The sequence below is a fragment of the Nocardioides sp. TF02-7 genome, from assembly GCF_022437945.1.
Classification (GTDB): domain Bacteria; phylum Actinomycetota; class Actinomycetes; order Propionibacteriales; family Nocardioidaceae; genus Nocardioides.
In genome coordinates, this window is record NZ_CP092535.1 from 2,536,006 (window position 1) to 2,549,405 (window position 13,400).

The 13,400-nt window shown below is 73.2% G+C and carries 13 protein-coding genes; 9 read left to right on the plus strand and 4 right to left on the minus strand.

Going from position 1 to position 13,400, the window contains the following annotated elements:
• Positions 1 to 197 precede the first annotated feature (197 nt).
• Positions 198 to 1,256 carry a sulfotransferase gene (locus MF408_RS13060; RefSeq protein ID WP_240248063.1) on the minus strand — a complete coding sequence of 353 codons (1,059 nt, stop codon included), beginning with the start codon at positions 1,254 to 1,256 and terminating at the stop codon, positions 198 to 200.
• Between the two features lie 90 nt (positions 1,257 to 1,346).
• Here MF408_RS13060 and MF408_RS13065 point away from each other — a divergent pair, with 90 nt between their 5' ends.
• Positions 1,347 to 2,150 carry a methyltransferase domain-containing protein gene (locus MF408_RS13065; RefSeq protein ID WP_240248064.1) on the plus strand — a complete coding sequence of 268 codons (804 nt, stop codon included), beginning with the start codon at positions 1,347 to 1,349 and terminating at the stop codon, positions 2,148 to 2,150.
• Here the strand turns inward: MF408_RS13065 and MF408_RS13070 are convergent.
• A complete protein-coding gene (locus MF408_RS13070; RefSeq protein WP_240248065.1) occupies positions 2,131 to 3,195 on the minus strand; it encodes a hypothetical protein in 1,065 nt (354 codons plus the stop codon). The two genes, MF408_RS13065 and MF408_RS13070, sit on opposite strands and share 20 nt — an antisense overlap.
• Before the next feature lie 320 nt (positions 3,196 to 3,515).
• On the opposite strand from MF408_RS13070, the gene MF408_RS13075 reads away from it, so the two are divergent.
• Positions 3,516 to 4,445, plus strand: a complete 930-nt coding sequence (locus MF408_RS13075; RefSeq protein ID WP_240248066.1) for a glycosyltransferase family 61 protein — start codon at positions 3,516 to 3,518, stop codon at positions 4,443 to 4,445.
• A gap of 30 nt (positions 4,446 to 4,475) precedes the next feature.
• Here MF408_RS13075 and MF408_RS13080 read toward each other — a convergent pair whose 3' ends face one another.
• A complete protein-coding gene (locus tag MF408_RS13080; RefSeq protein ID WP_240248067.1) occupies positions 4,476 to 4,829 on the minus strand; it encodes a hypothetical protein in 354 nt (117 codons plus the stop codon).
• Between the two features lie 16 nt (positions 4,830 to 4,845).
• Here MF408_RS13080 and MF408_RS13085 point away from each other — a divergent pair, with 16 nt between their 5' ends.
• Positions 4,846 to 5,472, plus strand: coding sequence for a hypothetical protein (locus MF408_RS13085; RefSeq protein WP_240248068.1), 627 nt, complete (start codon positions 4,846 to 4,848; stop codon positions 5,470 to 5,472).
• Here MF408_RS13085 and MF408_RS13090 read toward each other — a convergent pair.
• Positions 5,361 to 6,809, minus strand: coding sequence for a polysaccharide biosynthesis tyrosine autokinase (locus MF408_RS13090; protein WP_240248069.1), 1,449 nt, complete (start codon positions 6,807 to 6,809; stop codon positions 5,361 to 5,363). The genes MF408_RS13085 and MF408_RS13090 overlap by 112 nt on opposite strands.
• Before the next feature lie 533 nt (positions 6,810 to 7,342).
• Here MF408_RS13090 and MF408_RS13095 point away from each other — a divergent pair.
• The 6 genes from MF408_RS13095 (at position 7,343) to MF408_RS13125 (ending at position 13,384) form a co-directional block, all read left to right on the plus strand.
• Positions 7,343 to 8,758, plus strand: coding sequence for a DUF4012 domain-containing protein (locus tag MF408_RS13095; RefSeq protein WP_240248070.1), 1,416 nt, complete (start codon positions 7,343 to 7,345; stop codon positions 8,756 to 8,758).
• A gap of 353 nt (positions 8,759 to 9,111) precedes the next feature.
• Positions 9,112 to 9,960, plus strand: coding sequence for a sulfurtransferase (locus MF408_RS13100; RefSeq protein ID WP_240248071.1), 849 nt, complete (start codon positions 9,112 to 9,114; stop codon positions 9,958 to 9,960).
• A gap of 1 nt (position 9,961) precedes the next feature.
• Positions 9,962 to 10,258 (plus strand): DUF1416 domain-containing protein, encoded by a 297-nt coding sequence (locus MF408_RS13105; protein WP_240248072.1) that lies wholly within the window; start codon positions 9,962 to 9,964, stop codon positions 10,256 to 10,258.
• A 90-nt stretch (positions 10,259 to 10,348) separates the two neighbouring features.
• A complete protein-coding gene (locus MF408_RS13110; RefSeq protein WP_240248073.1) occupies positions 10,349 to 10,777 on the plus strand; it encodes a thioredoxin family protein in 429 nt (142 codons plus the stop codon).
• Positions 10,774 to 12,090, plus strand: a complete 1,317-nt coding sequence (locus tag MF408_RS26910) for a DUF4395 family protein (protein ID WP_345893736.1) — start codon at positions 10,774 to 10,776, stop codon at positions 12,088 to 12,090. The genes MF408_RS13110 and MF408_RS26910 overlap by 4 nt, the downstream gene beginning before the upstream one ends.
• Positions 12,091 to 12,196: 106 nt before the next feature.
• Positions 12,197 to 13,384 carry a glycosyltransferase family 4 protein gene (locus MF408_RS13125; RefSeq protein WP_240248074.1) on the plus strand — a complete coding sequence of 396 codons (1,188 nt, stop codon included), beginning with the start codon at positions 12,197 to 12,199 and terminating at the stop codon, positions 13,382 to 13,384.
• The last annotated feature ends 16 nt before the right edge of the window (positions 13,385 to 13,400 follow it).

Sequence of the window (13,400 nt, forward strand, 5' to 3'; positions counted from 1 at the left end):
CCCGGGTGGTGTGTGGAGCCGGCTCGGCCCATGGGTGCGCAGGTTCATCAAGGTATGCAGGTGAGTTGCCGCTCCCCATGGCGTACCCACCATGGGGGAGCGCCAATCCGGCTGCATACCGTGATGAATCTGCGGCGGCTGTGACCCGGCCACCCACGCCGACCCGACCCACCCCACGCCGACCAGACCCCGCCCCCTCACACCGACCAGTGCGCCAGCTCGAGCCCGGTCATCGCGCGCAGCCGTTCGGCGTCGGGGCGCAGGGTCGCCTGCAGGCGGGTCATCAGCTCAGGAGCGAGCTCGGGCTTGGGCACCTGTTGGCGCAGGAAGCGGCGGGCGGGGGCGGTGAGTGCGCGGCGCACCGGGACGGGCATCCGGCGGACGGCGCGGGCGGGGGCGCTGAAGCGCAGCCGGTGTCCGAGGGCGCCGTACTCGAACTTCGTGCCGCCCTCGTTGTGGCGGGTGCCGGTGTCGACGGGGTGCTGGTCGAGGCCGAGGAAGTCGACCACCCGCGCGACGACGGTCGCGGCGTCGGTGGCGAGCTCGCGCTGGTCGAGCACCAGCACCTGCTCGGCGGGGAAGTGGTCGAGGTAGCCCTGCAGCTGGTCGGCGTACCTGCTGCCGGCGACGTAGGCGTTGTGCGGGTCCTCGGGGTTCTGGAACGCCTCCTCGGCGGGCCGCCGCTCGGTGACGTGGAAGCGCTCCTCGCGCCACGACGCCAGCGCCCGCTCGACGGGGTCGCGCACGAGGTAGACCAGCCGCGCGTCGGGGACCAGCGCCGCCATCCGCTCCGGCACGCCCGGGATGGCGGGGGAGCGGGTGTAGAGGGTCGACGCCTCCCCCGCACCGGTACGTCGACCGGGAACCGCTCGCGGTAGAGCGGCAGCCACTTCTCGCAGTCGGGGTCGCAGAAGTAGTGCAGCTCCTTGTCCTCGGCCATGAACACGTCGGGGTGCTGGTCGAGGTAGTGGAAGAGGCTGGTGGTGCCGGCCTTCGCGGCGCCGATGATGAAGAAGTTCGGCAGGTGCCCATCGCCGGTGGCGTCGCCGGCCCGGTCGACGCGCGGCACCTGCCCCTGGTGCGGTTCGAACCGGCAGTGGTGGCACATGTCGACGTCGGCGCCGTTGGCCCGCAGCAGCCAGCCGCGCTCGGTCAGCCCGCCCAGGGTGGTGGTGGCGACGTGCTGGGGGGAAGCAGACGTCGCACTGGACCGTCATCAGGTCGGGCTCGACGGAGCTGCGGGACAACGTGGTCATGGCGGAGCAAGGATAGGGGCCGCGGGACGGCCGTTCGCCAGTTCCGTACAGCTCCGCCCGCCACGCCGCGCCATGGCCTAGCATCCGAGCGTGACTGAGCCCGGTGCGACCACTTTCGCGCGGATCCTGCGGCAGCACCTCGACCGGGGCGTGATCCAGCCCGACGACTCGGTGCTCGTGCAGTTCGCCGGCACCTTCGACGAGCTGGTCTGCAAGGAGGTCGGGCTCACCAACGTCACGCTGGTCAACATCGCGCCGGACAGCCCGAGCAGCGAGCTCGGCGGCTCGGTGATCGACGCCCACGACATGCCCTACGCCTCGGCGAGCTACGACCACGTGATGGGCCACTCCGGTCTCCACCACTGCTCGCGGCCGCACGAGGCGCTGCACGAGATGTACCGGATCGCCCGCAGGACCGTGCTGTTCGTGGAGAACCAGGACTCCGCGCTGATGCGGGCGGCCACGAAAGCCGGCGTCGTCGGGTGGTACGAGCTCGCCGCGGTCGTGGCGGACGGCTACGAGACCGGCGGCGTCGACGGCACCGGAGTGCCCAACTTCATCTACCGCTGGACCCGCCGCGACCTGGAGAAGACGGTCGCCGCGTTCGACCCGGCGTACGACATCCCCGTCGAGGTCCACACGGAGTGGAACCTCGGCACCGGCCGGGTGGCCTCCGAGGTGCTCCGCCGCAAGCTGCGGCTGAGCCAGGCGTCGGCGGAGAAGGCCTTCACCAACGGCCAGCGGGTGCTCAACAGGGTCGCCGCCCGGCAGGGGCAACATCTTCGCCGCCACGATCCGCAAGGACCGGGCGACGCTGCACCCGTGGATGGCGACGCCGGAGCGGATGCACCGGCAGTGAGCGGGTCCGGCGGCCTCAGCTGGCGGTGCGCTTGAACAGGTAGAACCGGTCGTGCAGGTCGATCAGCGGCAGCAGCTCGTCGTTGTCGTGGATCGGCCGGCTGTCGACGAGCTCGTAGCCGCGGTCGAGCACGTCCTGGCGGAACGGCCGCATGCTGCCGTCGAGCTCGGTGCTGCGCAGCTCGTCGGGGGTGTTGGGCACGATCAACAGCCACGGCACCTCGCGCTCGGCGATCCGGTCGAGCCACCACAGGATCGCGGCGTGCGACGCCTCGGAGAAGCTGTGGATGTTGACCGCGACGTCGTAGGAGTCGCCGAGCTTCTGGTGCTCGTCGAGCCGCACCACCCGCACGGAGTCGGGCAGCTCGCGGAAGCCGGTGTAGTAGTCGCAGAGGAACGTCGAGGTCGCGACCGCGTCGATGCAGTCGTACGCCGCCAGGTTGGGCAGCGCGGCCGACATCCGGTGGGCGAGCCGGCCGTAGCCGGCGCCGATGTCGAGCACCCGCAGGCCCTCGATCGAGCTCAGGCCCATCCGGTCGTCGAGGTAGTTGATCTCGTTGACGCTGTCGAGCAGGTCGCGGCTGATCGACGGCCGGTCGCCGAACTCGAACGTCCAAGCGCCGAACAGGCCGTCCTCCTCGAGCTTGCCGAGCAGGCCGAGGTCGTCGCGGGACTCGACGTCGAGCATCGCGAGGTACATCCGGATGGTCGCGGCCTGGCCGAGCTGGCGGAACTGCCACACGTAGGCGTTGTCGCCGCGGAACCACGCCATCGACAGGTTCTTGTCGAGCCAGCCGCTGGCCCACTGCGTGTGCACGGCGGCGGGGATGTCGAGGGCGTCGTAGGCCGCCTGCAGCTCCTGCAGCTGCGGGTTGTCGGCCCGCAGGTGCTCCTCGGCGCCCGGAGGCAGCGGGACCGCGTCGTTGTGGGTCAGGTTGACCGCGCGCCGCATGTCCTCGTCGAGGCGGCTGACGACGATGCCGGCCCGGGCGAGCCGGACCCGTGCCCGTCGGGCGACCGCGGCGCCCACCAGTCGCGGGTTCGCCCGCTTGGCCCTGGCCATCAGCGTCTTGGTCGTCATCCCAGCCACAAGCGCAGACTGTAACGTCCCGGCCGTGCCTCTTCCGCCGAACCTGAGACGTTGGTGGCCGCTCTTCAAGCGGGCCCACCGCCTGCTCACCCGGGTGGCCGGCTCCGTGTTCCGCCTGCCCGCGCCGCTGCTCGGTGTCCGCGGCGTTCCGCGCACCGCGACGGAGCGCTCCGTCGACACCGCGGCCCGCGCGCCGGGGACCGTGCGGCTGCACCCCCGGGCGTCCCGCCGAGGAGCTGGTACGTCGTCCGGTCGCCGGGGACCCGCCCCGGCACTGGGTTTTCGAGGAGGGCCTCCACACCCACGCGAACGTGCCCGCCACGTTCACCCTCGAGATCGACCGGGGCCGGCTGGTCGGCGACTTCGGCGCCGCGATCACCCCCGAGGGCGTGCTCGACCACCAGACGAGCACGTACTTCGGTGTGTCCGACTGGCGCGAGCACCCCGTGTTCCTGCGGCCCACGCTCGGCGCGGTGCAGCACGTGCCCGGCACCGTGCTGAGCCTCACCGCGCGCGGCACGGCCGGCAACTACTACCACTTCCTCTACGACGCGCTCGCCCGGCACGGGATCGTCGAGGAGTGCCTGCCCGGCGCGCGGTTCGACGCGATCGTCGTGCCCCACGCGGCCGGCTACCAGCGCCAGCTGCTCGAGCTCGCCGGCATCGAGGGGCGGTTCGTCCAGCCGGTGCGCGGGCGCACCGTGCTGGCCGACCGGCTGCTGGTGCCGAGCAACCCCAACTGGGCGCTCCAGGCGCCGCCGTCGGTGGTCGAGTGGCTGCGCAAGCGGCTGCCCCCCAAGCAGCCGCCGGCGACCCCGACCCGCCTCTACCTGACGCGGGGGAGCGCCCCGCAGACCCGCCGCTACGTGCAGGAGGAGCAGCTGCTCCCCGGGCTCGAGCGTCGCGGCTTCGTCCGGCTCGACCCCGGCACGCTGACCGTGCAGGAGCAGATCGACACCTTCGCCGCGGCCGAGGTCGTCGTCGCGCCGCACGGCGCCGGGCTCACCAACATCACGTTCAGCCCGCCGGGCGTGAAGGTGCTCGAGCTGTTCCCGTCGACGTACGTGCACCGCGGCCTGTGGGCGATCTGCCAGGCGATCGAGGCCGACTACCGCTACCTCGTCGCCGACGGACCAGGCGGTCCGGGCGGACCGGGCGGGCCCAACGCCGGCATCGCCGACGACGTCTCCATCCCGCCCGCACGGGTGCTCGCGGCCGTCGACGCGCTGCTCGAGTCCTGAGCGGGACGGCTCCACCGGTCCGGCGGCGGCTCAGGAGTCCGCGAGCGCCTCGAGGATCGCCTCGGCGGTGGCCTGCTGCTCGGCGGCGTAGGGGTGCCACGGCGCCGCCCGGCCGCGGCTCGCCGTGCCGTCGGCGACCCAGGGGTCGTCGCTGCAGATGTCGTGGCCCCGGGTGGCCGCGTGGACGTCGACGTAGCGGGCGCCGACCCGCTCGGCCGCCTTCTCCATCGCCGTGTTGAGGCCCCGGTTGATGCTCAGCGCCAGCGGCAGGTCGCCCTCGGCGATCGGCAGCCCCTCGCACGGGCCGTCCTCGGGGACGAACGACGGGTAGCCGACGACCAGCACGTCCGCGTCCGGCGCCTTGCGGACGACCGCCCGCAGCACCCGGGTGACCCGGCCGGTGAGCTTGTCGATCCGCTCCGGGATCGAGGGGCCGGGAGCCTCCGCGGCAGCGTCGGTGCACGGCGTGCCGTCGGGGGTCGTTGGCGGCGGTCTGCAGGCAGAGCTGCGTCAGCACCCGGTAGAGCCCGAAGTCGTTGCCGCCGATGCGGAGCGTGACGAGCCGGGTGTCGCGGTCGACGTCGTCGAGCTGTGGGTCGGCCCAGACCCCGATCGGCGTCTGCTGCGGGCCGGCGATCGACTCGGTGGTCGCCGCGATGCAGCTGCGGTCGACGAGCTCGAGGTCGAGCTCGTCGGCCAGCAGGTGCGGGTAGTTGTTGGTCGACCGGAAGCAGCCGTCGTCGTCGTCGACCGGGCCGATGCCGGGAGCGGCGGTGTAGGAGTCGCCGAGCGCGACGTACTCGTCACCGGGGCCGAGCCGCTCCGACACCTGCAGCGGCCCCGGCTCGTCGTCGCACCCGGCGGCCGCGACGGACGCGACCAGCACGAGGGAGGCGAGCGGGGCGAGGCGGCGGGTCACTGCTTCCGGCGGTCCTTCCCGCCCCGGCGGGCCGTCAGCTTCTCCCGGGAGCCGCCGCCGTCGCCGTTGACGCGGGCCTTCGCGCCGACCGGGCTGGTCTCCTCGTAGTAGTAGTAGTAATAGGAGCCGACCGCGCGCTTGGACACCATGTTGACCACGACGCCGAGCAGCCGGGCCCCGACCTGCTGGAGGCGGCTGACCGCGTCGGAGGCCTGGTCGGTGGTCGTCTTGTTGTGCCGGGCCACGAGCAGCGTGCCGTCGGCGATCGAGGCGAGGACCGCCGCGTCGGCCACCGGCAGCAGCGGCGGCGCGTCGATGACGACCATGTCGTAGGACTGGCGCAGGCGGGCGATCACGTCCTTGGTGACCCGCGCCTGCAGGATCTCCGTCGGGTTCGGCGGCTTGGCGCCGCTCGCCAGCACGTGCAGGCCGCTCGGCTCGTGCACCTGGATCGCGTCGCTGATCTCGGCCTTGCCGATCAGCGCCGTGGTCAGGCCGACCGCGGGGTCGAGGCCGAGGGTGCTGGCGACCCGCGGGCGGCGCAGGTCGGCGTCGACCACGAGGGTCTTGCGCCCGGTCTGGGCGAGCGCGATCGCCAGGTTGGTGGCGGTCATCGTCTTGCCCTCGGTCGGCGTGGCGCTGGTGACCACGAGGACCTTCGGGTGGTTGTCGAGGTCGATGAACTGGAGGTTGGTGCGCAGCACCCGGAACGCCTCGGTGCGCGCGGCGAACCCGCCCAGGTCGGAGATCAGCGGCGACTTCTTCATCGCCGGGTCGTAGCCGATGCTCGCCAGCACCGGCGCCTCGGTGAACTTCGCGACGTCGTCGACGGTGTGGATCGTGCGGTCGAGCAGGTCGCGGGCGATCGCCAGCGCGACGCCGAGCAGCAGGCCGATGATCCCGCCGACGACGAGGTTGAGCACGGTGCGCGGGCTGACCTTGTCGGGGTTGTACGTCGGCGCGTCGGTGACCTTCGGGTCGATCTGCGAGGCGCCGCCGGCGCCGCTCGGCGTCTCCAGCTCGGTGACGTAGTCGATGAACGTCGTCGTCACGACGTCGTTGATCGTCTGGGCGGTGCGGGCGTTGCCGTCGCGCACGGTGATCTCGATGAAGGTGGTGCCCTCCTCGACGTCCGCCGAGATCCGGTCGGCGAGCTCCTCGGGCGTCAGGTCCTCGAGGTCGAGCCGGCCGATGACCTCCTCGGCCAGGCCGGAGCTCTTGGCGGCGCTGGCGTACGACGCCGCGCGCTGCTGCACGATGAAGGCGGCCGTGTAGGCATCGGCCGCCTCACGGGTGTCGACGGTCAGCCACACCCGGCTCTTGGACTCGTACTCGGCGTCCATGAAGTAGGTGATGCCACCGGCCACGAGGAGGGCCAGCACCGGGAGCGCGACCACGCTGCGCCAGCGGCGGCGCAGGATCTGCAGGAACTGCTTCAGGTCCACGGTGTCGAGTCCTCGGGTCGGGTGGCGGGCCGGAGTCCGCGCCGATACTAGGGCACCCCGGCGCGGCGTACGCCGCATCGCCGGAGCGCGGGTCGGTCGCCCGTCGGCGCGGCGTCCGGGCATGCTTGCGCCCATGTCACCGATGGTCCGCCGCCGCCGGCGCAGTCGTCTGCGCCGGGCGGTCCGGGCCGCGCGGCAGCGGCCGGCCGTCGCCGCCGGGCTGGCGTTCCTCGCCGCCGCGCTGCTGTGCGCGCTGTGGTGCGGGGTGACCGTCTGGCGGGCCGCCGCCGACCTGCAGGAGGTCGAGCAGAGCGGCCTGGTGCTGCGCCGGCAGTTGGTCGAGGGCGACGCCGACGGGGCGCGCCGGGCGCTGGCCGACTTCCAGGAGGCCAGTGCCACCGCGCGGTCGCGCACCGACGGGCCGACGTTCTGGGCGCTCGAGCGGCTGCCGCTGGTGGGCGACGACGCCGAGGCGGTGGGCGTCGCCGCCGACGTGCTCGACGACCTCGGCCGGGGAGGGGATCCCGCCGATCGTGGAGTCCGCCGAGCAGGTGACCTCGCGGGCGTTCCATCCGCAGGACCACCAGTTCCCGCTCGCGCGGATCGCCGCCCTGCGCGAGCCGGCGCGCCGCAGCGAGGCCGCGTTCGACGCCGCGGCCGACCGGCTCGCCGCGGTCGACGAGTCCGACCTGGCCGGGCCGCTGCGCACCCGGTTCGACCAGCTGCGGACGCTGGTGGTGGCCGGTCGCGACACCCTCGGCTCCGCCTACCGCGCGGCCGCGATGATGCCCGACCTGCTCGGCGACGACCGGACGCGGCGCTACCTGCTGGTGCTCGAGAACAACGCCGAGCTGCGCTCGACCGGCGGGCTGGCCGGCTCGATCTCGGTGGTCGAGGCGACGGACGGGCGGGTCGAGATCGTGCACCAGGAGCCGTCCCACGACTTCGGGATCCGCGATCGGTCGCCGGTGCCGCTCACCCGCGAGGAGCGCCGGGTCTTCGGCGACGCCCTCGGGCAGTACTTCCTCAACGCCGTGATGACGCCCGACGTGCCGCGGGCCGCGGAGCTGATGGCGGCGCACTGGCGGGAGGACCGCGGCTCACCGATCGACGGCGTGTTCCTCGTCGACCCGGTCGCCGTGTCCTACCTGCTCTCCGGCACCGGCCCGGTCGCGGTGCCCGGCTACCCGCCGGTGGCCGCCGGCACCGTGGTCGCGGCGGTCGAGAACACGATCTACCGGGTCACCACCGACGTCGCCGAGCACGACGCCTACCAGAACGCCGTCGCGAAGGCGGTGTTCGACGCCTTCGCCGCGGGGCGGGGCGACGCCGTCGACGTGGTGACCGCGCTGGCCCGCGGGGTGGCCGAGGGGCGGATCCGGATGCACAGCTTCCACCCCGACGTCCAGGAGCGGGTCGCCGGCACGGCGGTCGCCGGTGAGCTGCCCGGCGACGAGGCGGCGATCGGCGTCTACCTCAACGACGCCACCGCGTCGAAGATGTCCTACTACCTCGACTACGACGTCGCGGTCGCGGCCCGCTCGTGCGAGGACGCCGTGCAGGAGCTGGCCGGCACCGTGCGGCTCACCAACGACACCCCGCCCGACGTCGCCGACCTGCCGCCGACGGTCACCGGCTACACCGGTCCCGACGCCGGGTTCCGGCCCGGCGACCAGAAGGTGGTCGCCTACCTGATGCTCCCCGCCAGCGGCGAGGTGGTCGAGGTCGAGGTGGCCGGCCGGCGCATCGACCCGCCCGCCACCTTCCCGCTCGGCGGCCGGACCGTCGTACCGGTCTTCGTGCACCTGCGGCCGGAGGAGACGCAGGAGGTGGAGTTCGTGGTGCGCACCGGACCCGCCCAGACCGGCGACGTCGAGCTCGTCGTGACGCCCGGCTCGACGCCGGGCAGCGCCTCGCGGACGCTGCCGTCCGCCTGCCGGTCTCGATAGTCGGACACCGGTCTCGACATCCGGACGATCGCCGGGTGATCCACCGGTCACCGCCTAGGGTGGCTGACATGTCGACGACCCTGCTGACCCGACGCCGCGCGGTGGACCACTGCCGCGTCCGGTCGGCGCTCTGTCGCCCCTGCTGAGCGGGGTCGTCCCCGGCGCGGCAGCGCCACCGACTCCCGGCGCACCGGGCCCGCCGCCCGGCCCCGTCCGCCGGCCTCGTCCCCGCCACGTCCGGACACCTGCCGTGTCCGCGACCCCGGGCGCCAGCCCTCCCATCGTCGCCCGAACGAACGCCGAACAGCCCGACCGCCGAACAGCCCGACCGACCCGATAGGAACGCAACAGACATGAGCCGCGAGAACGCCCTCGTCTCCGCCCAGTGGGTGGAGGAGAACCTCGACAACCCCAAGGTGGTGCTGATCGAGGTCGACGAGGACACCACGTCGTACGACAAGGGCCACATCCGGGGAGCGATCAAGCTCGACTGGACCACCGACCTGCAGGACCAGGTCCGCCGCGACTTCGTCAACAAGCAGCAGTTCGAGGCGCTGCTCTCCGACCGCGGCGTCGCCAACGACGACACCGTGGTGCTCTACGGCGGCAACAACAACTGGTTCGCCGCCTACGCCTACTGGTACTTCAAGCTCTACGGCCACCAGGACGTGAAGCTGATGGACGGCGGCCGCAAGAAGTGGGAGCTCGACAGCCGCGAGCTGGTCACCGAGGTCCCGACCCGCGAGAAGACGCAGTACGTCGCGCAGGAGCAGGACCGCTCGATCCGGGCGTTCCGCGACGAGGTCGTCGACGCGATCGGCGACAAGAACATCGTCGACGTGCGCAGCCCCGACGAGTACGCCGGCCGGCTGATGGCCCCGGCGCACCTGCCGCAGGAGCAGGCCCAGCGCGCCGGCCACGTCCCGACCTCGGTCAACGTGCCGTGGAGCAAGAACGCCAACGACGACGGCACCTTCAAGTCCGACGAGGAGCTCAAGGCCCTCTACGACGAGGTCGGCTTCGACACCTCCAAGGACACCATCGCCCTGTGCCGGATCGGCGAGCGCTCCTCGCTCACCTGGTTCGTGCTCAAGGAGCTCCTCGGCCACGAGAACGTGAAGAACTACGACGGCTCCTGGACCGAGTACGGCTCGCTGGTCGGCGTGCCCGTGGTGCTCGGCGACGAGCCCGGTGAGGCCTGACATGTGCGGTGCCACGAAGGGCGGGCTCTCGCTCGACGGCGTCAACGTCGCCAAGGAGGCGGTGATCCAGGGGCAGGTGCTCCGCGGTGACGAGCCCGTCCCCAACGCCTACGTCCGGCTGCTCGACCGCAGCGGCGAGTTCACCGCCGAGGTGCCGACCTCGGCCACCGGCCACTTCCGGTTCTTCGCCGCCGACGGCCAGTGGACGCTGCGCACCCTCGCGCCGAAGGCCGACCCGGTCGACCGGGTCGTCCAAGCGCAGGTGGGCGACGTCGCCGAGGTGACCGTCACCCTCTGAGGGTGCGCGCCGACGTGACGCAGGACTCGTGACGAACGACCAGGGCGGCCCCCGGAATGCCGGGGGCCGCCCTCGTCGTTGGAGGACGACGTGACCGGGATCCTCGTCCTCGTGGTGGCCGTCGTGGCCGCGCTCGGCTTCGGCCTGCACCGCCGCCTCACCGACGGCGACTTCGCCGCGCCCGCCGACGAGGCGCCGACGACGTGGACGCGGCTGCAGGCCGCGGTGCCCGACGCCCGGCGGGGTGAGCGGGCGACGCTCGTGCAGTTCTCCTCGGCCTTCTGCGCGCCCTGCCGCGCGACCCGGGTCGTGCTGGCCGACGTCGCGCGGCGCGAGCCGGGCGTCGAGCACGTCGAGGTCGACGCCGAGCAGCACCTCGAGCTGGTCCGGGCCCTCGACGTGCGCCGGACGCCGACCACGCTGGTGCTCGACGGCGCCGGGGCCGAGGTCGGTCGCGCCGCCGGGGCGCCGCGCCGCGAGCAGGTGCTCGCCGCGCTCCCGCCGGAGCCCGCGCGGTGACCGGCATCGACCCCCGCGGCCCCCGCTTCACGGCCGCGGTGACGCTGGTCGTGCTCGCCGCCGCGCTGCTCGTGCCGACGCCCGTCGCCGTCGTGCTCGTGGCCGTCCAGGCGCTGCTCTTCCTCGTCGGGGTCACGCTCGGCGTGCAGCGGACGCCCACCGGCGTGGTCTTCCGGCTGCTGGTCCGGCCGCGGCTGGCGCCGCCTGCCGGACTCGAGGACCCGCGCCCGCCGCGGTTCGCCCAGGGCGTCGGTCTGGCGTTCACCGTCGTCGCCCTCGCCGGGTACGCCGCCGGCGCCGACCTGGTCGCCCAGCTCGCGGTCGGCCTGGCGCTGGTCGCCGCCGTGCTCAACGCGGTGTTCGGGCTCTGCCTGGGCTGCGAGCTGTACCTCGCCGGGCTGCGGCTGACCCGGCGTACCGCCTGGAGGCGGCGACGGGCGCCGGCGTGCCACGATGACCGGGTGACCACAGACCTCGCTCCCGTCCCCGCGGAGGCCCTGCTCGTCACCGTCGCGCCGACCGGCGCCGAGACGGCGAAGGCCGACTGCCCGCAGCTGCCGACCACGCTCGAGGAGCTGGTCGCCACGGCGAAGGAGTGCGAGGCGGCCGGCGCGGCGATGATCCACGTCCACATCCGCGACGACGACCACCGGCCCACCCTCGACCTGGCCCGGCTGACCGACACTGTGCAGGCGCTCCGCGAGCAGACCGACCTCGTCGTGCAGCTCTCGACGGGCGGCTCCGTGCACGACCCGCTCGACGCCCGGCTGCGGGTGCTCGACGCCGCGCCGGACTCGTGCAGCCTCACGATGGGCACCACCAACTTCGGCGACGACGTGTTCAGCAACCCGTGGCCGTTCGTCCGCGACCTCTACCAGCTGAGCCAGGAGCGGCAGGTCGTGCCCGAGTTCGAGCTCTTCGACCTCGGCCACGTCGCCGCGCTCGGCCGGCTGCTCGACCGCCACGGCCTGCCCCACGGCGGGCGGGTCCACTGCGACTTCGTGATGGGCGTGCCCGGCGGCATGCCCGGCACCGCCGACGCGCTCGTCGCCGCGGTCGCCGCCCTGCCTCCCGAGGTCACCAGCTGGTCGGCCACCGGCATCGGCCGCACCACCCTCCCGGTCGCCCTCGCCGCCCTCAGCAAGGACGGCCACCTTCGGGTCGGCATGGAGGACGTGCTGACGATCCGCAGGGGCGAGCCGGTGGCCAGCAACCGCCAGCTCGTCGAGCGCGCCGTCGCCCTCGGCGGGCTCGCCCAGCGGCGGCCGATGACGACCACGGAGGCGCGGGCGCTGCTCGGGCTCGGGGGGTAAGCCGCGCGAGCGTCGGGATGGCCGTGTGACCTCCCGGCGGGGGGCGTCGTTACAGAGGCGGGGGATCTGTCAACGACGGTCTACATCGGGAGTGGTGGCGGCTCACATGCGGATTCTCGTGCACGACTACAGCGGCCATCCGTTCCAGGTCGAGCTGAGCGCTGCGCTCGCCGACCGCGGTCACGACGTGACGCACTCCTGGTGCGAGGCGCACGTCTCCGGCAAGGGCAACCTCGGCGGCCACGAGCAGGTCCGCTTCGACCCGATCGGGTGCGGCGAGGTGATCGAGAAGCTCAGCTTCCGCCGCCGGCTCCTGCAGGAGCTGCGGTACGGCGTCCAGCTCGCGCGCCAGGTGCGGCGGCGGCGCCCCGACGCCGTGCTCATGGGCAACGTGCCGGTGCCGATGATGGTCGTGGTGACGGCGTACCTCCTTCTTACGCGGGTGCCGTGGGTGTCGTGGCAGCAGGACGTGCAGGGCGTGGCGATGAAGAGCTTCGCCGGCGACAAGCTCTCCCGCGGCTTCGTGGTCTTCGCCTGGGTGGCGGCACGGCTCGAGCGCTGGTGCAACCGGCGGGCCGACGCGATCGTCGTCATCTCCGACGCGTTCCTCGACGTCCACCGCGCCTGGGGCACCGCCCACAAGACGGTCGTGATCCCCAACTGGGCGCCGCTGCACGAGCTGGTGCCGACCGACCGCGACAACGCCTGGGCGCGCGAGCACGACCTCGCCGACGCCCCGAGCCTGCTCTACTCCGGCACCCTCGGCCTCAAGCACAACCCGCGGCTGCTGGTGCAGGTCGCCCGCGCCGTCCGCGACCGCGGCGTGCCGGCGCGCCTCACTGTGGTGACCGAGGGCCACGCCGTCGACCTCCTCCGGGAGGAGGCCGCGCGGCTCGACGTGCCGGTCACGCTGCTGCCGTTCCAGCCGTACGAACGGCTCTCGGAGGTGCTCGGCTCCGGCGACGTGCTGATGGTGGTGCTCGACAAGGCCGCCGGCGGCTTCTCCGTGCCGTCGAAGACGCTGTCCTACCTCTGCGCCGCCCGCCCCATCCTCGGCCTGATGCCGCACGAGAACCTCGCCGCCGCCCTCGTCGACGAGGCCGGCGGCTGCGTCCTGCCCCCCGACGAGGGCTCGGTCGAGAAGGCCGCCGACTGGGTGGTCGAGGTGCTCGACGACCAGGAGGTCCGCGAGAAGCTCGGCCGCCGCGCCCGCGACCTCGCCGAGCGCGAGTTCGACCTCGCCAACTGCAGCCGGGAGTTCGAGCGGCTGCTGCTCGCCGCTGCGCGGGGGTAGGGCCTGGCGGGGGCCG

What these genes read in the sequence shown, in the direction of transcription:
- MF408_RS13060 (WP_240248063.1), bottom strand. Translation starts at nt 1,256, where the DNA reads ATGACCACGTTGTCCCGCAGCTCCGTCGAGCCCGACCTGATGACGGTC.
- MF408_RS13070 (WP_240248065.1), bottom strand. Translation starts at nt 3,195, where the DNA reads ATGACGACCAAGACGCTGATGGCCAGGGCCAAGCGGGCGAACCCGCGA.
- MF408_RS13100 (WP_240248071.1), top strand. Translation starts at nt 9,112, where the DNA reads ATGAGCCGCGAGAACGCCCTCGTCTCCGCCCAGTGGGTGGAGGAGAAC.
- MF408_RS13105 (WP_240248072.1), top strand. Translation starts at nt 9,962, where the DNA reads ATGTGCGGTGCCACGAAGGGCGGGCTCTCGCTCGACGGCGTCAACGTC.
- MF408_RS13125 (WP_240248074.1), top strand. Translation starts at nt 12,197, where the DNA reads ATGCGGATTCTCGTGCACGACTACAGCGGCCATCCGTTCCAGGTCGAG.